This is a genomic window from Nocardia panacis, assembly GCF_003598715.1.
GTDB classification, from domain to species: Bacteria; Actinomycetota; Actinomycetes; order Mycobacteriales; family Mycobacteriaceae; genus Nocardia; species Nocardia panacis.
This window is the reverse complement of record NZ_QZFU01000019.1, coordinates 493,010-512,918: the sequence shown is the minus strand read 5'-3', so window position 1 is coordinate 512,918 and position 19,909 is coordinate 493,010. Positions and strand designations below refer to the sequence as shown.

The window sequence follows — 19,909 nt, the reverse complement described above, 5'->3', positions numbered from 1 at the left end:
TCGACGTTGTGAAGGAGCGATCGTGCCCGACACGCTGCCACCGGCTCGCACCAGCGCCGAGGCGCACCTGTTCCTCGCGCTGCAGCCGTGCCCGGCGTGCGGGGAGACCCGGTGTGAATTCCGCGGTTCGGTTGTCTACGTCGGTGATGTCCTGGCGAGCCGCTACGTCGGCGCCTGCCCGAGATGCGGGGCCGAACGGATCCATCAATTCCGGCTACCGGACGAAATCGTTCCTCCACCAGCCGATTCCGTGCGCTTCGGCGGACCGGAGCCCTCGGCGCTCATCGATCCCGGTGTGTGGCTGTGGTATTCGGACACCACTGCCGAACGGGTGCCCGAGCATGCATCCGGTCCGTACCCGGAGTCGACCGGTCGCGCGTTGTCCACCGCACTCGCCGCGGTCGATGAGGTGCTGAAATTCATTCCACCGGACGGGGATCGGGTGCCGGCGGAGGCATTCACCTCCCTGGACGGTCGCGCGCTGTACGCGCGCGAGCCGGGTCGCTTCTCCAGGCTCCGGTTGACCGCGATCCGTGACCACTACGCGCAGCGGTTGGCGCGGGGAGCCAACGGTGCCGACTGAGTGTTCGAACGGTGTCGTCACATGATCCGATCCGGCGGGTGGATGGCCCACTTCGGCCGGTGTCGTAGTGACGATTTGTGACAGGATATTGGTGGGTGCGTAGGGAGGCGACCAATGGCCGACGATCTGAAGGCAATCAAGGGGTTGGCGAGTCAAGGGGAGTTGAAGTTCGATCCGAAGTCGGTCAAGGAGATCGTCGATCGGATCGGCGCCGTTCAGCAGCAGTTGCGTGGCGTGCAGGGGGCGCTCGATCCGATCGCCGACCTGAATCCGTTCTCCGCGCTGGATTCCAGTGCCGAACTGGCGCGGCGGTTCTCCTCGCGCACCACCGCACTGCGCACCACGCTCGGCAATCAGGTGGGCCACCTGGACGACATGATCGATGTCTACCTGCGCGCGGCCGAGAATTATCGCGGCGCGGATGAGCTGAGCGAACAGGCATTCGACCGGATCCGCAGCGGGATTCCCTCCGGCACAGCCAAGCTCGATACGTCGACGCTCAAACCGTCGAACCTGGACGGGAACAAGCACCCGCCGTTGATCAACCCGAAGTCGAAGGAGAACGAGAAGACCGGCGGACTGCCACCCAGCCTGCAAGGCGGCTCCGACGCGTCCTACGAGGGCAAGCAGATCAACGGCGAAGTGTCCACCGATATCACGGGTAAACGCTATGACGCGATCCTGATCTCGATGCGGCAAGCGAGTCCGGCGCCATGGGTGAGCGCCTCGACGGCCGGACAGCATTGGCAGTGGCTCGGCGAGACGGTCAAGAAGCAATACGACGACCTGCTCCAGGCCGTGGTGAAGTCGCAGAACCTGTGGGACAGCCCGGTGGGAGCGCCGCGCGCCCGCGCGGCGACCTCGGCGTACAGCTCGTCCGGATCCGAGCTCGGCGTCGCCATGACACGCATCGGTGAACTGCTGGAGTACACCTCGAGCTGGCTCTACTCTTTCGCGGACGCATTGGGGCGCGGTGGCACGCTTCCGAATGAGCACGAAACCACCGCGCAATACCAGGCGCGCTTCGAAGAGAGCATGCGCAACGCGGGTATCGGTGCGATGGATTCGGTGTACAAGCCGGGAATTCAGCATGCCTCGACCCGGATGGCCGCGCTGCCCGATCCGCAGTCTCCGGTCGTCCCCGCGCAGCCGGGTCCACCCGCGCAGCCGGGTCCACCCGCGCTGCCGGGGCCACCGGGTCCGCCGGGACGTGGCGCCACGGGCGATCCCGCGTCGGCCCGGCAGGCGCTGGAGAATGGGGTGCTGCGCGCACAGCCCGTTGCCCGCGGGCTTCCTGCGCCGGGCCAACCGGCCGGCCCGGATTACTCGCGTGTGCGGCCCGGTCCGGTCCGGGGAGGGTTTCCCTCCGAGCCGGAGAAGCCGGGCGCGCCGGGGCAAGGTACGCCGGGGCAGGGGACACCGGGGCAGGGCACGCCGGGCCAAGGTCAAGGCATGGGTCAAGGCATGCAGGGCTTGCAGCAGGCGCTCTCGACCGCGCAGCAGGCGCTGGGGCAGGGCCGCACCGACATGGCGAAGGATTTCGCGGCGAATCTACCGAAAACAGTTCCGACGGCGGCGGATTCGGCGAAGAAGCTCGGCGCGGGTCCCGGACCGGGTCCGGGCAAAGGCGGCGCCGCGGTCGGTGTGCCGAAGCCTCTGTCGAAGGATGTCGCGGCCGCCGCCAAACTGTTCCCTCGCGCGTCGGCCGCCGCCGATGCCTCCGGCGCGATTGCCCGCTCGGGTTTGACGGCCGCTCCCGGCGCCCCCGGCATGGCAGGCTCGCCGGGTATGGCCGGACATCCCGCCGCAGGACAGGGACAGGGTAAGGAGCACAAGCGCGCCGACTATCTCGATTCTCCCGAACATCTCGACGAGGCCCTGGGCACCCCGCCGCTGGTGGCGAAACCCGTTGTGGAGAAGCGAATTTGAGCTGGCGCCTGACCGATCTCGAATTCGCCGCCGCGTGGGCCGAATTGCGGGAGGACTACATGCCTTCTCCGCTCACGTATTCCGCGCACACGGGCGACCACGACGAGCACGAACGTCAAATGTTCCGGGCGCGTGCGGAATTACGCGATCGTCTTGGCGCCGAAGAGTTCCCCTACCTGTTGCGCGAGATCGCCCACCCGGATATTCGGGTCTCGGTGCGCGGCCTGAACGGCCGCGACGCCGAAAACCCGAACGGTTGCGTCCGTGTACTCGCCACCAGGAAAGGTAGCCGCGCCTTTCTGATCGAGCAGCATATGGGCGGAACCATCTGGGCGGCTACCGGATTCACGATCACCGAGTATCCGGCGCCGGATCTGGCCGCGGCGATCGTCGCGGCGCTGCCCACGGCCGCGGCGGGCAGACAGCCCGATGTAGTGCTCGATGACCCGCGCGACTCGGGACTCGACTACGAGTACAGCCAATCCATGGTGTACGACAACTTCGAGGACGGAATCTCGGCCAGGGCAACGTGGTTCGACAATGCCACCGTGGAGACCGTCGGCACGATCGAACTGGCGCAGGCGTACTCCCGCTTCGGCCCGCGCGGCATCACCCGCCACACCCTGCACTGGCGTGATCTGGCCGACGACGGACGCTACGCCATCGTCGGTGACCACCCGACCGTCGCTGTCGGTGCGAATGCCAAACGAATGGTCTCCCTGATCAATTCAGGCCTGATCACGCTCGTGCGAGCTATCCGCGACGACCGCAGCTGAGCCCCGGCTGCACGCGGCACTCCTCATGTCCGCACCGCGACAGATCAGTTTCTCCCGGCCGATCTCGGCCCGGCGCGGTGATCCATGTCGAAGGCTCAGCGGCTTTCGAGTTCGGCGAAGAAGACGCGGAGATCGCCCGCCAGGAGATCCGGGCGTTCCAGGGCCGCGAAGTGGCCACCCTTTTCGAAACGGCTCCAGTGCACGATGTTCGTGTTGTCGCGTTCGGCGAAGACCCTGATCGTCTGGAAGTCGTCCTTGAACACCGCGACGCCGGTCCGGGCGGTGCTCACCTGCGGTTCGGCCTCCGCCCGCGCGTTCTCCAGATAGCTGCGGCTCATCCCGGACGCCGCGTTGGCGAACCAGTTCACGGTCACCTCGAGCAGAATCGTCTCCAGCGGCACGAGGGAGGTGCCATTGCCGAAGGAGTTGAACAGCTCGCTGTAGGCGAGCAGCCCGATCGGCGAGTCGCTGAGACCGGCGGCCACGGTCTGCGGGCGTGACGCGTTCATCGTGTTGTAGCCGCCGACCGACTGGAACCACTGCATGTGTGCGAGGCCGGCGTGGTCCGCGGGCTCCAGACGCTCGAACTCGGCCGGGTCACCGGACGGGAACGAGAACAGCTGTAGCACGTGCAGTCCGAGGAATCCGTCAGGGTTCAGCAGTCCCAGCTCCCTGGCGACCATCGCGCCGTTGTCCGAGCCGTGGATTCCGTAGCTCTCGTAGCCCAGGCCACGCATCAGGCGGTCGTACGCCGCAGCCACTCGGGTGGTCGTCCAGCCTGCCTCGGCGACCGGTTGGGAGAAGCCGTAGCCCGGCGCATCCGGGATGACGACATCGAACGCGTCCTGCGCGCGGCCGCCATGCGCGACCGGGTCGACGAGGCGGTCGATCAGATCGAGATAGTCGACCGACGAGCCGGGGTAGGTGTGCGCGAGCAGCAGGGGGGTGGCGCCGGAGTGGGCGGAGCGGACGTGGATGAAGTGGAACGTCTGGCCGTCGATCTCGGTGGTGAAGTGCGGTACGGCATTGATCCGCGCCTCGGCGGCACGCCAGTCGAAGGTGCGCCACGCTTCGAGCGCCGTGCGCAGGTAGGAGTTCGGGGTGCCCGCATCCCAGTCGTCCTCCGGGGCCGGTTGCGGCAGACGGGTGCGAGCGAGCCGGTCGTGCAGGTCAGCGAGCTCGGCGTCGGTGACGGCGAGGGCGAAAGGGGTGATGGTGAATGGCTTGATTTCGCTCATGATCACGAGCATCGTCGGCGGGAAGCGAGGCCGGTAGTACCGGTGTGCACCGGTCGGTATGTGCATTGCGTGGTGACACCTGCAAAATGCATAATCCGCAGCAGAAGATGCGTGCGGCGGAGGTTCGGGTGAGACGGTGGCCGCGCCCCCAGTGGGTGCTTGTCGGCGCGCTGCTGTTGCTGGGTGTGCTCGGTCGGGTCGCCAATCTGATGGACGCCGTCGCGAATCCCGGTCGGCCACCGTGGGTTCCGGTGCTGGGGGTGAGCGCCATCGTCTCGGCGTTCGCGGTGCTGGCGCTGATCCAGCTGCGCTGGTGGCGGCCACAGGTGCTGTTGGTTCTGCTCGCGGTCCTCGTCTACGGTCCGTACGCGATTATCGGGGAGGTCTGGGGTCCGCTGTCCGGCCTCATGGGGGCCGCCTTGCTGCTGACGCTGTCCGCGCCGGTTTCCTGGGTCCTTGCCGCCGTGGCCGTGGTGGCGGAACTCGCGTTGTACCACTGGCCAGGAACCCCGATGTTCCGGCTGCTCGGCATTGTGGCGTTCCTCGGAATCAACGTGACGATCACCCATTTCGCACCCGTGTACATGGCGCGACAACTGGATGAGATGGACCGGGAGAAGGAGTGGCTGGCGGCACATTCCGTCGCCGTCGAACGCCAGGACATGACGGCGCGGCTGAGTCGAACGCTGGGTGCCGACCTGATGTCGATCCTGCACGCGCTGCGAGAAACCCAGCAGGCCCCGACTCGAGCCGGGCTCGAGTGGATAGCGGAGCTCAGTCGCGCCGCGCTCGACCGTGCCCGATCCATCGCCGATGTGCGGCACGTCGATCCCCCACCGTTGCCCGTGAACGAGCGCACCGCGCTTTCGTCACGCCTGGCCTGGTGGTTCTTCGTCAGTGTGCTGGTTGACAATTCGATAATCGTGCTGTTCGACACGGCGACCTACAACACCGAACACTCGCCGATCTGGCTGCTGAGCATCCTGGTCGGCCTGTCCGGAGCCCTCCAGCTGTATCACGGTGCGCCCCGGCCCGACGGGTCCACGCCCCTGGCCTGGCGGTGGACATTGCCGATCCATCTGGCGCTCGGGGCGTCGCTGGCCTTCCTGCCGGTGCACCCCTCGCCGGATGTGCTCACCCCGCCCGTCGTCCTGGTACTGGGTGCGTGTGTGGTCCGGATGCGACGTGGCTGGGCCTGGGGACTTCCCGCACTGGCGACGGCATTGTTCCCCTTCTTGCTGCCCGCGGGTACTTCCCTCGCATCGATTCTGAACTGGTGTTGTCTGCCATATGCCTCGACCATCCTCGTCTACTCACTGTGCCGAATACCGCCGGTGACACGCCAACTCGCGCAGACTCGGGCTCAGGCGGCCAGGACAGCGGTGGTCACCGAGCGGTTGCGCGTGGCGCGGGATGTGCACGATCTGCTCGGGCGTGCCCTGGCAGGCATCACGCTCAAGGCCGAGCTGGCCGCCCGACTGCTCGAGCGCGACACCGCCGCCGCCCGTGCCGAAATCGCCGAGCTGGCTCCGATGGCAGACAGCGCGCTGGCCGAACTTCGCGCCATCCCCGACGGCGCCACCCGAGCGTCCTTCGCCGAGGAGCTCACCAGCGCGCGCGGCGTCCTCGAGGCCGCCGGATCCCAAGTCGCGGTGGAACATTCGCCCACCCCCGCAGGCCACGATCAGCTCCTCGCGGTGGTGTTGCGCGAGGCCGTCACCAATGTCGTGCGGCATTCGCGTGCCGAGCGAACCTCGATCCTGCTCACCACCGACGAGGACGGGACTCGACTGCACATCACCAACGACCATCCATCCCCGGTGTGCGAGGACGGTCGGACGGGAACCGGCCTGACCAACCTCACCCTGCGGCTCACCGCCGTCGGCGGCCGCCTCACCGCGGATCGTGGACCGCACACCTTCACCCTGATGGTCGCCCTGCCGGTCGATCAGAGCCAACCCGCTTCGTGCGCGATATGAATCGCGTCCATCCGGCTTCGGGCGCCCAACCTGTCCACGGCGGATGCGAGATAGTTGCGGACCGTTCCATAGGTCAGGTGTAGCGTCGCGGCGACCTCGCGGGGTGTCGCGCCGGTCGCGGTCAACCGCAGTACGTCGACCTCCCGTGTGGTCAAGGGGCAATCCGCCACGTCCAGTGCGGCGTAGGCCAGGTGAGGGTCGAGCACTCGGCCCCCCTGTGCCACCGAGCGAATCGCGCTCACCAGTTCGTCCGGCCGTGAGTCCTTGAGCATGAAACCCGCGACGCCCGCCGCGATCCCGCGTCGCAAATTCCCCGGCCGACCCATACCGGTCAGGATCAGCACCCTGCATGACGGGAGCGATTCCGCCAGCCGCGCGGCCGCTTCCAGCCCATCCCCGCCGGGCAGTTCGATATCGAGCACGGCCACATCGGGTCGATGCGCCATGGCCGCCGCCACCACCGCATCGCCGCGCTCGACCTCCGCCACGACCTCGATATCGGCTTCCAGTTCCAGCAATCGGACCAGCGCCGCCCGCAACATCCGGACGTCCTCCGCCACCAACACGCGCACCACGCGTTCACCGTACCGACGTTGCGCCGCGCTGCCGCGATCACTTCCCGAGCCGCCTATTGCCCTGTCCTGCGGGGGGTGCAGCCGGAGACAACAGTTTCCGGTAGGAAAGGTGCCCTACGCGAACAAGGGCCAGAATCGGCCGGGTGACCCCACACAAACGGGGGCGGGCTGCGGTACTGGCAAGTCTGGGCGGCATTGGAACACGGGCAAAGCTCGGAAACGCGCCAACTAACGCGCAGGAGATTTGGGCAGCATGAGCTCTACCAGCTTCCACACGCCCGTCGACGGGTTGGTGCGATGCTCCTCGCCATCGTCCACGTTCCGCGACCTCGCTCGACGGAGGGCTTGCTCGACGCCATCGACGTAATCGGCAAAACGGACGGCAGACTTGTGGTAGCCGGGAAGGTAGTTTTTGAGCCGCTTCTCGACGTCTCGAAAACCTGTCAGCGCAGCACCGCAAAGTACATGGGCTCGGTCACTTCGCCGCCGCATACGATCAGAATCAGCGTCACCGGCTCACGGAACGGTGGCCGTCGACGGCGCGAGTTCTCACGTCGAGTCGGCATGCCGCAAGACCTCTGCGAGTCGATGGAAGTCGACCTTGGGAATCGCGCCGAAACTTCCTCCGAGATAACGACGTTCGAGATTGTGTTCGTTGCGCGGCTTGTAGTCGGTCAACGGATACAGTGAACTGGCCCCGTGAGCGTCTTTCTCGATAAACCACACCTGATCGCGGTGCAGCAACCCATCGGGACGAACGACAGTACCAAGGAGGGAGGAGTCATGCGTAGTCAGAATCAGTTGCGCACCATGAGGATTCGTCTCATCTGACTGAAACAGTTCGATAAGCGACGCGGTGAGCAGCGGATGAAGACTCGTATCGATCTCATCGATGGCCAACACTCGCCCGTGATCGAGCGCGTCGAGAACTCCTGGCAGGATATCGAGCCATGCGATGGTGCCCGCCGACTCTTGCTCCAGTGCCAGCGCGGTCCCCTCACTCCCGTAATGAACGAATACGAGCGGCGGCAATCCATGACCGGCTCTATCTCCTGGCATCACGGGACTCTGCTCCTTCGAGTCATCGGCAAGCACTTCATTTCCCAGCGCCAACTCCTCGAGCATCCTCATACCTGTAGCGTCGAGCCGTTGCCCACGCGGGATAGAACCAAGCAGAACGTCGGGCACTGCGGGTGTATCGATGGCAGCGATTCCGAAATCGGCCTCTTGCACCAACTCCACCAGACGTGCGCCCGCCGCGGCCGATCCACGAAGAAGGAATCTACGCAGGCGCCGCGCAATCGCACCGGTCGAAGCACGTCGCCCGTCGGACAGAATCAGCGTTTCACGGAACCAAAGATGAACCGGCTGGAACATGTCCGGCCTCGCCTGGGCAATAGCACTCAGGAACAGGGCATTCGGTCGGGTGAGATCCTGGATCATTTTTAGCTGAGCCCGATGCTCAGCCATCGCCGACCCGGAACTGTACTGGTCGCCGGTCCGCTGGAACAGGACCCGTTTACGCTTCGCCGGATAGCTGAAAAGCCACTCCTCGAGAACCCGCTCATTGTCGACTGTGAAGCCATACGTCCACGGGATCCCGTCGGCCACGATCTCGACCACATAGGTCGATGCGACCGTGAGCATGTGACTCGTCCGAAAGCTGTAAGGATCACGCGGCACCCCCGCGAAGGGCTCCCACTGGGAAAACGACTGGGTCACCGCCCGCTGCATGAACCGCAGCCCATCCAACAGATTCGACTTTCCCGAGGCGTTCGCTCCATACACCGCGGCGACCGGAACAGCAGGCCGATCGTCGTCGACAGGGATCAGCAGCAACTCGTGTTCGTCCGCGAAAGAACGATGGTTGCCAACCCTGAAGCTGCGAAGCATCTACCACCTCCAGAAGGCGAGTTGAAGTGCCCTTCTGACAGCATACCTGCAGGATCCGCCTTGAAAAGCCTCAGAAGCCACAGCCTCAGAGGCTTGGGCACCGCCCGGCATAGAACGAGGAACCGGCCATGCGGCCGGGCTCTTCGGACCGCCGCGTCGGCCATGTTCGGCAAGGCGCAGGACGCCGTGTGAGGCGATTCGAGAATTGATGCTTTCCAGCCCGCCGGCAAGATGGCCGGAAACGGAAAAGGCCCGAACCGAATTGATATCGGCCCTGACCTGTGTCCAATCGAGTGGGCCTGATGTACAAGCATACGAACCGGGCAGTGCTGGTCGACGGGCCGGACATCACGATCCGAGCGGTGGGTTCCCGGCAGCCGGTCGGCGATGATGCCCAAGGAACGGCCACTACAACAAGTGCTGCGGGGTAACCGTGGCATGGCCGCGAGAGCCCGAGTCGGACTCCTCCACCGCCGAGCGAGGCAATACAGCAGCGAACACCCCGGGTCGACAGCGTCGCTGCTTTCGACATCGAGGCAACCCACCGGCGAACCTGCATCCCCTGGGATGATCTGCGAAACCAGTTGAAGGACGGCTCATTTCCGCCCGTTGCCGGTGCGGGAGCGCAGGACTAGCACACCAGGCGGCAGCGAGAAGATTCGGAATCCCCGCGTGGAGATATGCACGCCTAGTCCGGCGAGCAGACCCGCAGAAATGGGGGGTGGCGGCACCGACAACCACGCTGCGGGGTGAGCACGAAACACGGGGCGATTCATGATGGCGCACCGGTCGAGGATCTCTGCCTCCCCACCGTTGCTGTCCAGATCCACAATCCGCGACCTGATTCGAATTGTGCAAGAAATATGGGGTGCCACAAGAAGTTCGAGGTCCCTGAGTCCTTCGGGCAATCCGGGCGACGTCCGGATACTATTGCGACGACGACGAATCGTGCCGTCAAGGATCATGCGATGACCAGATGACAAGGTCCGGCACAGCGATCCGATCAGACCGCCTGTGGTTGTGGGGCATCGGATACGGGAATTGTGCCTTCGGCTTCGGCCGTGACGCGCGCGTCAGCTGGATTCGAGCATGGCGAGGTAGGCTGCGGCAGAATCCGTTTCGACCACCCCGATGCGACGATAGATCCCGAGGGCGGCCCGCAGGTGGGCAAGGGCAGCGTCGCTATCGCCAAGCGCGATGTGGCAGTGGGCGGCACCTTCCAGAGCATGCGCCTGTTCGTGTTGACTGTCGATGTCGTTGGCAAGCTCGAGTGCGCTTGTGAAGGTTCTCAACGCGTCATGGGGCGCACCGATCGCCAACGACAACTTTCCGATTTCGTTGAGCTGTTCAACTTCCCCACGACGGTTACCGATCTGCCGGTACATCACCAACGCCTGCTGAATCAGGTCGCCTGCCTCACCGAACTCCCCGAGGTGACGCAATACAACACCAAGATTGCCGAGGGAGCTCGCTTCCCCCCGGCGACTACCGATCTCGCGGTGGATCGCCAAACCCTGCCGATGAAGGTCAGCGGCCTTGCCGAACTCGCCCACATGCCGTAGTACAACACCGAGGTTGTCGAGGTCATGAGCTTCTCCGCGACGATTACCGATCTCGCGGTCGATCGCAAGCGCTTGCTGAATCAGGCCAGCAGCCTCACTGAAGTCCCCGATGTGCCGACGTGCAAGCCCGAGGTTATAGAGGGCGCTCGCTTCCCCGCGGCGGTTGCCGATCTCGCGGTGGATCACCAAACCCTGCCGATGAAGGTCAGCGGCCTCACCGAACTCGCCAAATTCCTGGCGGGCGAGGCCGAGATTGTTGAGGGCGCTCGCTTCCCCGCGGCGGTTGCCGATCTCGCGGTGGATCGCCAAACCCCGCTGATGCAGGTCAGCGGCCTCGCTGCCGTCACCTGTGTGCTGGCGTACGACACCGAGGTTGTTGAGGGCATTGGCCTCCCCGAGACGGTTGCCGATCTCGCGGTAGATGGTCAGCGCCCGCTCATGTAGGTCGGCGGCCTCACTGAACTCCGCAGTGTGCCGGCATACAAGGCCAAGATTGCTGAGGGTGTTGGCATAGCCAAGGCGGTCTCCGAGGAGTTCGGCAGCCTCGGCCGCGCGGCAGTACAACTTGCGCGCCTGTGGCCACGGCCCATCCCGCTCCAGCAACCCGGTCAGCAACCCGGTCAGCGTAACCATCCGTGGCAGCCGGTGCGCTGCCGTGTATTCAAGGCAGGCCAGCAGGTTCTCTCTCTCCCGGCGCATCCACTCCAACGCCCGCATGTAGTCATCGAGGTTCTGGACTGACATGCCCGGCATCGGAGCAGCGGCGTCAGAGTACGTAGGGTTGGTTCGAGTTGCCAGCCATCGATCTGCTGCGGTGGCGATGTTTTGGTAGTAGTCAAGCAACCGGTCGTGCGCCTGCTCGTTCTCGTGGTCAGGGTCTTTGGCGGTGAGCGCGCGAGCGTAAGTGCGTAGTAGGTCGTGCAGTCGGAAACGACCTGAGTCTGTCTCGTCGACCAGATGAGCAGTGTAGAGCACCTCCAACTCCCGCCGCACCGCATCTATCGGCCAGCCGACCAGCGCGGCGGTGGCATACGTATCGGTGTCGAGACCTGGGTGAAGGCCTAGTCGACGGAACACGAGTTGCTGGCGCGCAGTCAGGTCCTGATAGGACAAAGTGAAAGCAGCCTGCACCGCACGATCACCGGCATCTAGCTCGGCCAGCCAGTCAGCTGCGGCCGCGAACTCGGCTACCGAACCAGTCAAGCTCCAAGTGGGATGATGCGCGAGGCGCCCGGCCAGCAGGACGATCGCCAACGGCAAGAACCCGCACAACCGCACAATCTGCGCGACCGCAGCTCGGTCAGTATCACTAGCGGGCGTGCGGTAAGCCAAGGTGGCGAACAGTTCGGCGGCGGGACTGGGGGCCAGAACCTCCAGCGTCAGCGGTTGCGCGTCGTCCAATGCGACCAAGCGACGGTGACTGGTCACCAGTGTCACGCAACCGCCTCCACCGGGAAGGAGCGGTTCGATTTGGACATGGTCGCGGGCATCGTCCAATACCAGCAATACTCGCTTGTCAGCGATCCGATCGCGCCACATGTCCTGACGCTCGGCCAGCGAATCAGGCAAGTGGCGGGGATCGACACCGAGCCCGGTCAGCAACCCTGCCAGCACCTGCAATGGATCCGCAGGGGCCTGGCCGGGGGTGTGGGCGTGTAGTTGCACGAAGTACTGCCCGTCGGGGAACCGGTCCTTCAATGCGTGGGCGGCACGGACCGCGAGAGCGGTTTTGCCGACTCCAGGCATACCGTCGATCGTGTGGAGCGAAACTGCCTGCCCCGGTTGGGCCGCCGCTACTATCCGCTCCAATTCCTGGTTGCGGCCAAGGAATGTACGCACGTCACGACGCAGCGTGTGAGTCACCACCGGCCGCGGCGGGGAAACTTGGTACACAGGCACCACATTGACAATGCCAGTGTTGTCGCCAGCAACGTTTATCTGCTGGGCACCGTCATGGGCGTAGTAGTCAGGCATCAAACCACCGGTCAAGCAAGGTTGATGGTTCCGGTGTTGTTTCCGTTTATATTGACCTGCTGAGCCCCATCGAACGCGACCTGTACGCGCCGAGCATGATGTAGATCGATGCTGCTGCGAGCGTGATCGACTTGGTCCGATGGCAACAAAGATAACAACGTTTTCGCAGCGGCACGTAACTCCCCCTCATCGACCCCACGATGATGTTCTACGGCGGCCTCTAGTTCACCGACGTTGCTGCCCGGTACCGCCTCGTTCGTCTCGATGACTGCCACAGCATCGTAGTTACTGGCACGATCAGCACCAAGACGATCACGCAACGTCGAATACGCATCACGAACAGCCGCCGATGCGGCGTCTCGACCACCAGCCGCAGCGCCAGCAATCAACGCCGTGACGATGATGCTCAACGGATCCACACACGCTCCCTCCCACAGACGCTGTTGGCAAGGTACCACAAAAATACGTACACAGACTACCAACGCGAGCTAATTATGTTGCCGAACAACGCAATTCAGATTCATCTAAACTACGGCAGCCGAGGTCACTACCGGGACCGAGGGCTTCTCAGTTGTGCCGCGCTGTGATCAGCAAACCTTTGGCGGACAGACATCTAGGTAGGTGACCGTGACCTGCAGCGCCGCCGACTCGATCGCCTAGATGATCTTCCGATGCCTATGCCAGCTAAACCTGATTGTCGGCTCACGATGCCGTCCTAGCCGTTTTCCAGTGCGCGGAGGCAGCCGTCGAGCCCCGGTAGGACCTCATGGTGGAGGGTCTCCTGCTCGCGTCCCTCTCCGGTCACGGCAATCAGCGCGGCCAGCGATTGCAACTCGACCGGACCACGATCGGCCATTTTCGCCGCCAACGCACGGCCGAGGGCCATCGCTTCGGTAGTTTGCTCACGATACGGGCCAGCGGCCCAGAATTCGACGTTCATGCCGACGGGATGAACGTAACGGCCAACGCGTTCGACCAAGTTCGCGATGATGCCGATGCCATCGGCATCGAGGTCGCACCAGGCGGTGAGCGGGACACCATCGAGCCTGGCCAGCAACGCGATCAATCCATTGCTGGGATATCCGAGAGATTCATCGACGCCGCACGTGACGAACTCGAATTGAAACCTATCCCGGTGAAATATCTCGTCCCTGCCCGTCAGGTTCCCGCGCTGGCTCCGGAACAGATCCCGAGGAGACCGATCGCGCACCCGGATCCTTCTGTCCCGGATGGCGGCTGACGAGAGCACACTCTGTGCGAGTGCCTGAGCACGGTTCATGTGCTGACGGATCGCCGAAAGCGGGCAGCCCCCAATACCTTTCCGATGGTGGCCGGAACTGCGGCTGCTACTTCGCTGGCGGTGATCGGACCGTTGTCGTTGTCGATGTGGGCGCGCATCGCTGCTCGGCCATGGACGAATGCCGCGACCTCGCCCGCGTCCAGGGCTTCGAGCCCGGATGCCATCAATGCCCCGGCGATTCCGGCGAGAACGTCTCCCGCACCGGCTGTGGCCAGCCAGGGAGGTGCTTCGGCTTGGCTGGCGATCACTCCCTCGGGGCCGACGATGATGGTGGTCGGTCCTTTGACGAGTACCGTCGCATCGAGTTCTCGCGCGACGATCCTTCCGTAGTACATCGGGCGTGATTCGATATCGGACCTGTCGACCCGTTGACCCATCCAGCCCAATATCCGTGCGAGTTCCCCAGCGTGTGGGGTCAACAGGATCTTCCCTGCGTCCGCGGCTCGTTCTCCATCGAGGCGCCTTCGTACACAAGCCTTCAACGCGCCGGCGTCGACCGCACAAGGCAATCCCGACCGGAGAGCGGTATCGATCGCCTTGTCCTGGTCCTCGTCGTTGTCGACGCCGGACCCCAGGAGCCAGGCCTGCACCTGCCCGATTCCCGGCACCGCTTCGGGCACGGCGGAAAGCACCTGCGCGGTAACGGCTTCGGGTCCGATGTATCGCGTGATGCCCGCGGCACCGGATTTGACCGCGCCCAGCATCGCCAGGACGGCGGCACCGGGGTATCGATCGGCCCCGGCCACCACACCGAGCACTCCGCGAAGATACTTGTGGGCGGTCCGCTCGGGAATCGGCCAGAGCGCGGCGACATCCCGGTCACCGAGCCGCCGAACTCTCGGTGTCCCTGAAACTGTCGGCAGTCCTTCGTCGACCAACCTCAGGTCCCCGGCGGCGTGACAACCGGGCGGCAGGAGCAGACAGGGCTTCGGCGCGGCGAAAGTCACTGTCAGGGACGCGCGAACGTGGATCCCGCGAATCTCGCCGCTGTCGGGTTCGACACCGCTGGGCAGGTCGACCGCGACGACCGGAACCTCGGGAGGTATCGCCGAAACCAGCTCCGCCGTACGACCGCGTAGGCCGCCTCGACCGTTCTCGCCGACGATTCCGTCGACCACGAGATCCGCACGCGACAATGATTCGAGGGCTTCGGCCGTATCTGCCGAGATGATCTGTCCGCCAGCCGCTTCGAGTCGGGAAACACCTGGCTCATAGGCAGTGCTGGCGGTAAGTACGGCATCGACCTTGATCCCTCTGCGGCGCAGTTGGATCCCCGCGAGCAAGGCGTCCGCGCCGTTGTGTCCGGAGCCGACCAGCAGGGTGACGTGTCGACCGTAGGCGGAGCCGCAGTGGTCCACCAAGTAGTCGGCCAGGATGAAAGCCAGTCCCCCGGCTGCTTTGCGCAGCAGTCGATCTCGTCTTCCGCCGCGATCGAGTTCTTCGGCGACAGCGGCGAGCACGTCGGCACTCGAGTGTGCGTGCAGTGTTCGGGTCACGAGGCGAATATCCCGCAGCGCTGGGCGAGGCCCCGGACGTGTGATCGCGACCGTGCCCTGTCTCGATGCACCATCGTGCGAAGCATTTCGTGGACGAGGCCGGAGTGGTGGACCTCATCGGCGCTGATCTTCTCGGCGTCGATCAGAACGAGCGCCGCCGCTTCATCGTCACCGCGGCTGGCAAACCCACGGGCGGTATCGATCAGCGCGCGTGTGCGCCGTTCCACCGAGGGCACGGCGTCGATGTTCAGCCGCCGTGAGTACTCGATGACCGCGTCGGATCGGCCGAGTTCCGCCTGGAGAGCGAGACCGTGAATGTCGACATTGCCGCGACCGAACGCGGTCCAAGCTTGATACCGCGCACCCAGGGCTCGGGCGGTGTCCTCGGCCACACGATGCAGTGCCCAGGCTCGACCGTCTTCGTCGGATTGTGCCGCACTGATCGAAGCGGCCAAATGCAGCATTCCGTAGTCGGCCAACAGGTCATGGTCAGGGTTGGCCCCGTCGATGCGTCCCTTGAGTTCGTCGGCTGCGGACAGGCACAACCGTGTCGCTTCATCCTGTTGTCCGGCTCGACGGTAGCTTGCCGACAGCGCCCAGGCTCCCAGCGCGATGAGATGCGGGTCTTCTGCCTCGCGGGCGGCCGACATGGCGCGTTCGGCTGCGACCCATGCCAATTCGCCTTCCGGAATGTGGTGCAGCCATTGTCGTGTGACCTGCCAGGCACCTGCCAAGGTTCGCGCAGCTTGGCGGCGATCATCAGCACCTCGGTAGGCTGCCATGACATCGGTGATCAGTGCGGGCAGGATCCCACCGAGAACACGATGGGCCGTCGGCGAGCTATGCCAAACCGTCCATGCCTCGGCGACGCGTGAGCCGACTTCGGCCAGTTCGGGCGCGGTTCCGCTCGCGGTCACCACCGGAGTACGCTTGATTGCCTCGCGCACCGCACCGACCGCTTCGACTTTCGGCTTCACTCCAGGCGCGAGCGCGTCGATGGGGCGGCCGAGCAAGTCGTCCAGACGGCAGTCGAGAACATTCGCGATATTGATGAGATCGGTGAGCCTGTCGGCGTATAGCCGTCCCTGCTCGACACCTCGCAGCCACTGCACGCTCTTGTTGATCCGCGCGGCTAGGTCGGGTTGGGAGAGGTTCGCGGCGTTCCGGAACGCCGCAATGTTGTTGCCTATGCCCTGCACGAGGGGCGAGTCGGGCGTCATAGCGATCAGGGTACACGCGCAAAGTGCTAATATTTTAGCACTTTGCGGGTTGGCTAGCGCGTACGTTCCTCGCATGGGGAAACTACCCGCCAAACCGCAGGTTGCCGCCCAATTCGCCAGCTACGCAACAAATCCCGCCCGGCTGGGTCCAAGAGCCGAGGCGAGTAACCCTTGCCACCGCTCGGCACCGAGTCAATCCGCCCAGGGCCTGGAGAGCCTCGGATGTCCACAGATCTGAGCTGCGTGTGGATCGTGCTCGCCTGCGCGGGATTCGACGGTCTCACCGGTCTCGTCATGCCGTGGCTTCTCAGCCCCGGCGGTGGTCGTCACGGTGAGGTTCGGCGATGAACACATTGCCAACCGCGGCCGAGCATCACGCCTGGACTGCTCAGCGGTGCGGCGACACACGGATCAGCGGCCTCGACCATGCCCGCCTGGTGTTGACAGTGCACAGCGGCCACCGCGGCTGCGCCGCCTACCTGGCTGCTCTTGGGCGCGCATCGTCGGTTTGCCGATGAACTGAATTGACGACCACTGCACCGAACCGCTTCCCGTGGGTCCGCTCTCGGCGCGGGTTGCCAGGGTTCTCCGTATCCACCGCGCCTGTGATCCGCCACGCCCCGCGTCGGGTCTCGGCCGCCCTACACACCTCGCCGGCATAGCCCAAAAGCACGTATCCCGTTCGCGTCCGCCCCAAATCTACTGTGAGTAAAGGGGTTTCATGAATTACCCGTTTGTCGATCCGGCCGCGCCCGTGATCATGGACACCGATATCGGTTATGACCCGGATGACGCGGTCGCTCTGGTGGTCGCGGCGCGGCTGGTGGAGGAGCTGATCGTCGTGACCTCCGACGAGGTGCACGGTCGCCGCGCCCGCTACGCCAGGGCCTTGCTCGATGCTCTCGACCGCCCCGAGGTGCCGGTGTTCGCGGGGATCGATCTGGCGTCTGATCGTTTCGTCGTGTCCGATGACGAGATCCGTTCCGTTCCTGATCAATCTACCGAGTTCGTCGATGCTGTCGGACGCGCGTGCGAGTCCGCGTCGAGTCTGGTGAAGTGGGTCGGGCAGGGGCCGTGGAGCAACCTCGTCCAGGTGCTCGCGGAACGACCGCATGTGGCCGATCTGCTCGAGGTGACCTGGCAGGGCGGATGGCTTGACTCCTATCACGGCGGCAAGCACAAGACCAGCCACAACCTCCGCACCGATGTCCGTGCCGCCGGGATCGGACTGCGAGTCCTGCACCGCCCCAAGCTGGTTCTGTCCGAGCACACCACGCACCCCGACATCCGCGTCGCCCACGGGTGCGGGCTCGCCGAGCGCCTGGCCGCTCGTGACGAGCGGTGGCTGCGTTTGCTCGCCGCCAATTTCGATGGTTGGTTCGATCGGGGCAGGTCCGGGACGTGGATGCACGACCCGCTCACCCTGTCCGCCGCACTGGGCGAGGGCTTCGTCCGGTTCGGCATCGAGGACATCGAACTCGACGCCGAGGCGTTCCTGCACCGGCGGCCCGGTGGGCGTCGGATGTTGGTGTCGGTCGGCGTCGATTATGCCGGGTTCAACGACTGGCTGGACAAGGCGATCAACCAGTGACCATCGCCAACACGCCAACGCTGCCCCGGCACACGCCTGGGACGACTCCCGTCCCGGCGGCGCTTCGACCGATCGCACCGGCCGGCGACCTCGATCTCATCGGCCGGGTATTGATCGGCCTCATGGCGACGCCGACCGATCCTCCGCACGCTGAAAACCACTGGCCCGATAACCAATCGGAAGAAGAGGAAAGATTCGTGCACGATGCCGCGAGCCTGGGGGAAGAAGTAATGCGCCTGCTCGCGCCCGCCGAGCCCGGCAATGCCGAGGCCGACGCGTGGAACGTCGTGACCTTGACTCGGCCGCGTGGCAGCACTGTGCCGGTGTGGAAGCCCTTCGCCGCGTATGGTCCGATGCCCTTGGAGAAGGCGCACGAATTCCTTGCCGCGCTCGGAGATCCCATCGGCGTCGCGGGTCGCGCGGACTTCCCGATCCTCGACCGCCTTCCACGCGCCGCGATGTCCTGAACCCTGCTCCGGGTATGGGTCGATCGTCTTCGGTGATCGGCCGAGGCGCGACAACTGACCCGCCCGGGTATATCCGAATCCACCAGGGAGGTTGTATGCACGAACACTGTCAACTCGCTCGCCGACTCGGTGACATCCTGCGCGATCACCGCGAGAACACACGCTGGACTCTTCAACGCGCGGCACGGAAGTCGCACATATCGGCCTCCGCGATCCAACGAATCGAAGCAGGCAAGGTGACCCCCAGGTGGGAGAGAGTGCGGGCGATCTGCGACGCCTACGGGGTCGACCCCACCGAGACCGAACGACTCGTCGACCTCGCCATCAAAATCCGTGAACAACCCGACGTGCGGTTCGGGGGCGTGCACGGCACCGACTTCGACATCTACCCCTACATGGAAGCAGCCGCCGAACAGGTCACCGCCTACCAGCACCTCGTGCCCGATCTCTTGCAGACCCCCACCTACGCGCAAGCACTCCACGGCCCCCGACCCGGTATCGAAGTCCGACTGGCGCGGCAATCGCTTCTCGCGTCGCGACCGGACCCGCTGAGACTCGCCGTCCTTCTCGACGAGTCGATGCTCCACCGGGTCGTGGGAAGCGACAGGACAATGGCCGAACAGCTACACAAGCTGGCCACCGACAGCGAGCGCCCGAACATCACCCTGCGGATCCTCCCGTTCACCGCCACCCCGGCCGAACCGCCTCCCAGCCCCTTCGCAGTCATCGACATCCCGTTCGAGCCGCCTGCGGCCTACCTCCACGGAGGCGCCTGCGGAGACCTCGTCCTCGACACCACAGAACACGTCACCCGATTCCGTACGGCGATCGAAACATTGGAACAGACCGCGCTCGACGAAGAATCGACCCGAGACATACTGCGACGCACGGCAACCGACTACGAACACGGCGACCGACCCCGACCGGGACACCTCCACCTCGTCGAACCACCACCGTCCACCGATTCCCAACACCCGCCGATAGAACAGATATCGCGTTGATCGGCGGACGCGTGGCCGATCCTCCGAGAATCGACCACACCGCCGCCACCACCGCAACTTTGGCCGAGAGGAACCCGAATGCTGGTCAACCCGGAACTCCTGCGCCCCTGGGAGAGCGCGGCCGGATTCCGGTTTTGAATCGGGCGGCGGCGGGCTCGGTGCTACCGCCCTTCGGCGGAGACAAGGTCGACTCGGATAGGTTCCGATCCGAATTCGCCCCGGCCGCTTCCGAACGCGACGGACCCCTCAAGCGCGGAGCAATCCGGGTGCCCGAACCTCATGGGCGATACTGACCTGTCCGATACCCCGACACGAATACGGAGGC

16 protein-coding genes are annotated in these 19,909 nt (G+C 64.9%); 9 read left to right on the top strand and 7 right to left on the bottom strand.

The window, feature by feature from the left end; genetic code table 11:
• Positions 1-22: 22 nt before the first annotated feature.
• From D5S18_RS17145 to D5S18_RS17135, 3 genes are all read left to right on the top strand, one after another.
• Complete coding sequence (locus tag D5S18_RS17145) at positions 23-583, top strand: hypothetical protein (protein ID WP_203236773.1); 561 nt, start codon at positions 23-25, stop codon at positions 581-583.
• Between the two features lie 114 nt (positions 584-697).
• Positions 698-2,512: a hypothetical protein gene (locus D5S18_RS17140; RefSeq protein ID WP_120041975.1), complete on the top strand. Its 1,815-nt coding sequence runs from the start codon at positions 698-700 to the stop codon at positions 2,510-2,512.
• Positions 2,509-3,288: an ESX secretion-associated protein EspG gene (locus D5S18_RS17135; protein ID WP_120041974.1), complete on the top strand. Its 780-nt coding sequence runs from the start codon at positions 2,509-2,511 to the stop codon at positions 3,286-3,288. The genes D5S18_RS17140 and D5S18_RS17135 overlap by 4 nt, the downstream gene beginning before the upstream one ends.
• Before the next feature lie 95 nt (positions 3,289-3,383).
• Here D5S18_RS17135 and D5S18_RS17130 read toward each other — a convergent pair whose 3' ends face one another.
• Positions 3,384-4,526, bottom strand: coding sequence for an epoxide hydrolase family protein (locus tag D5S18_RS17130; protein ID WP_120042216.1), 1,143 nt, complete (start codon positions 4,524-4,526; stop codon positions 3,384-3,386).
• A 128-nt stretch (positions 4,527-4,654) separates the two neighbouring features.
• Between D5S18_RS17130 and D5S18_RS17125 the strand changes: the two genes are divergently transcribed.
• Positions 4,655-6,505: a sensor histidine kinase gene (locus D5S18_RS17125; RefSeq protein WP_158607890.1), complete on the top strand. Its 1,851-nt coding sequence runs from the start codon at positions 4,655-4,657 to the stop codon at positions 6,503-6,505.
• Here the strand turns inward: D5S18_RS17125 and D5S18_RS17120 are convergent.
• The 4 genes from D5S18_RS17120 to D5S18_RS34460 all read right to left on the bottom strand — a co-directional run bounded on the left by D5S18_RS17120 (position 6,475) and on the right by D5S18_RS34460 (position 12,928).
• Complete coding sequence (locus tag D5S18_RS17120; protein WP_120041972.1) at positions 6,475-7,080, bottom strand: response regulator transcription factor; 606 nt, start codon at positions 7,078-7,080, stop codon at positions 6,475-6,477. The two genes, D5S18_RS17125 and D5S18_RS17120, sit on opposite strands and share 31 nt — an antisense overlap.
• A gap of 549 nt (positions 7,081-7,629) precedes the next feature.
• Positions 7,630-8,973, bottom strand: coding sequence for an AAA family ATPase (locus tag D5S18_RS17115; protein ID WP_120041971.1), 1,344 nt, complete (start codon positions 8,971-8,973; stop codon positions 7,630-7,632).
• Positions 8,974-10,046: 1,073 nt separating this feature from the next.
• Positions 10,047-12,509, bottom strand: coding sequence for an ATP-binding protein (locus D5S18_RS17110; protein ID WP_120041970.1), 2,463 nt, complete (start codon positions 12,507-12,509; stop codon positions 10,047-10,049).
• An 11-nt stretch (positions 12,510-12,520) separates the two neighbouring features.
• Positions 12,521-12,928: a Het-E N-terminal domain-containing protein gene (locus tag D5S18_RS34460; RefSeq protein WP_147403977.1), complete on the bottom strand. Its 408-nt coding sequence runs from the start codon at positions 12,926-12,928 to the stop codon at positions 12,521-12,523.
• Positions 12,929-13,275: 347 nt separating this feature from the next.
• Here D5S18_RS34460 and D5S18_RS34455 point away from each other — a divergent pair, with 347 nt between their 5' ends.
• Positions 13,276-13,749, top strand: coding sequence for a hypothetical protein (locus tag D5S18_RS34455; protein WP_147403976.1), 474 nt, complete (start codon positions 13,276-13,278; stop codon positions 13,747-13,749).
• A gap of 35 nt (positions 13,750-13,784) precedes the next feature.
• On the opposite strand, the gene D5S18_RS17100 is transcribed toward D5S18_RS34455, so the two are convergent.
• Together D5S18_RS17100 and D5S18_RS17095 are read right to left on the bottom strand one after the other, a co-directional pair.
• A complete protein-coding gene (locus tag D5S18_RS17100; RefSeq protein ID WP_203236772.1) occupies positions 13,785-15,305 on the bottom strand; it encodes a bifunctional ADP-dependent NAD(P)H-hydrate dehydratase/NAD(P)H-hydrate epimerase in 1,521 nt (506 codons plus the stop codon).
• Positions 15,302-16,525 (bottom strand): helix-turn-helix domain-containing protein, encoded by a 1,224-nt coding sequence (locus D5S18_RS17095; protein ID WP_158607889.1) that lies wholly within the window; start codon positions 16,523-16,525, stop codon positions 15,302-15,304. Before D5S18_RS17095 ends, D5S18_RS17100 begins: the two co-directional genes overlap by 4 nt.
• A gap of 222 nt (positions 16,526-16,747) precedes the next feature.
• Between D5S18_RS17095 and D5S18_RS36130 the strand changes: the two genes are divergently transcribed.
• The 4 genes from D5S18_RS36130 to D5S18_RS17080 all read left to right on the top strand — a co-directional run bounded on the left by D5S18_RS36130 (position 16,748) and on the right by D5S18_RS17080 (position 19,584).
• Positions 16,748-16,873, top strand: coding sequence for a hypothetical protein (locus D5S18_RS36130; RefSeq protein ID WP_282434855.1), 126 nt, complete (start codon positions 16,748-16,750; stop codon positions 16,871-16,873).
• A gap of 373 nt (positions 16,874-17,246) precedes the next feature.
• Positions 17,247-18,116, top strand: coding sequence for a nucleoside hydrolase (locus D5S18_RS17090; RefSeq protein WP_120041967.1), 870 nt, complete (start codon positions 17,247-17,249; stop codon positions 18,114-18,116).
• Positions 18,113-18,583, top strand: a complete 471-nt coding sequence (locus D5S18_RS17085; protein WP_120041966.1) for a hypothetical protein — start codon at positions 18,113-18,115, stop codon at positions 18,581-18,583. The genes D5S18_RS17090 and D5S18_RS17085 overlap by 4 nt, the downstream gene beginning before the upstream one ends.
• A 14-nt stretch (positions 18,584-18,597) precedes the next feature.
• Entirely contained in the window at positions 18,598-19,584 is a 987-nt protein-coding gene (locus D5S18_RS17080; RefSeq protein ID WP_120041965.1) for a helix-turn-helix domain-containing protein, read from the top strand.
• Positions 19,585-19,909: the final 325 nt, after the last annotated feature.

What these genes read in the sequence shown, in the direction of transcription:
- D5S18_RS17140 (WP_120041975.1), top strand. Translation starts at nt 698, where the DNA reads ATGGCCGACGATCTGAAGGCAATCAAGGGGTTGGCGAGTCAAGGGGAG.
- D5S18_RS17130 (WP_120042216.1), bottom strand. Translation starts at nt 4,526, where the DNA reads ATGAGCGAAATCAAGCCATTCACCATCACCCCTTTCGCCCTCGCCGTC.
- D5S18_RS17115 (WP_120041971.1), bottom strand. Translation starts at nt 8,973, where the DNA reads ATGCTTCGCAGCTTCAGGGTTGGCAACCATCGTTCTTTCGCGGACGAA.
- D5S18_RS17110 (WP_120041970.1), bottom strand. Translation starts at nt 12,509, where the DNA reads ATGCCTGACTACTACGCCCATGACGGTGCCCAGCAGATAAACGTTGCT.
- D5S18_RS34455 (WP_147403976.1), top strand. Translation starts at nt 13,276, where the DNA reads ATGGTGGAGGGTCTCCTGCTCGCGTCCCTCTCCGGTCACGGCAATCAG.
- D5S18_RS17095 (WP_158607889.1), bottom strand. Translation starts at nt 16,525, where the DNA reads ATGACGCCCGACTCGCCCCTCGTGCAGGGCATAGGCAACAACATTGCG.
- D5S18_RS36130 (WP_282434855.1), top strand. Translation starts at nt 16,748, where the DNA reads ATGTCCACAGATCTGAGCTGCGTGTGGATCGTGCTCGCCTGCGCGGGA.
- D5S18_RS17090 (WP_120041967.1), top strand. Translation starts at nt 17,247, where the DNA reads ATGAATTACCCGTTTGTCGATCCGGCCGCGCCCGTGATCATGGACACC.
- D5S18_RS17080 (WP_120041965.1), top strand. Translation starts at nt 18,598, where the DNA reads ATGGGTCGATCGTCTTCGGTGATCGGCCGAGGCGCGACAACTGACCCG.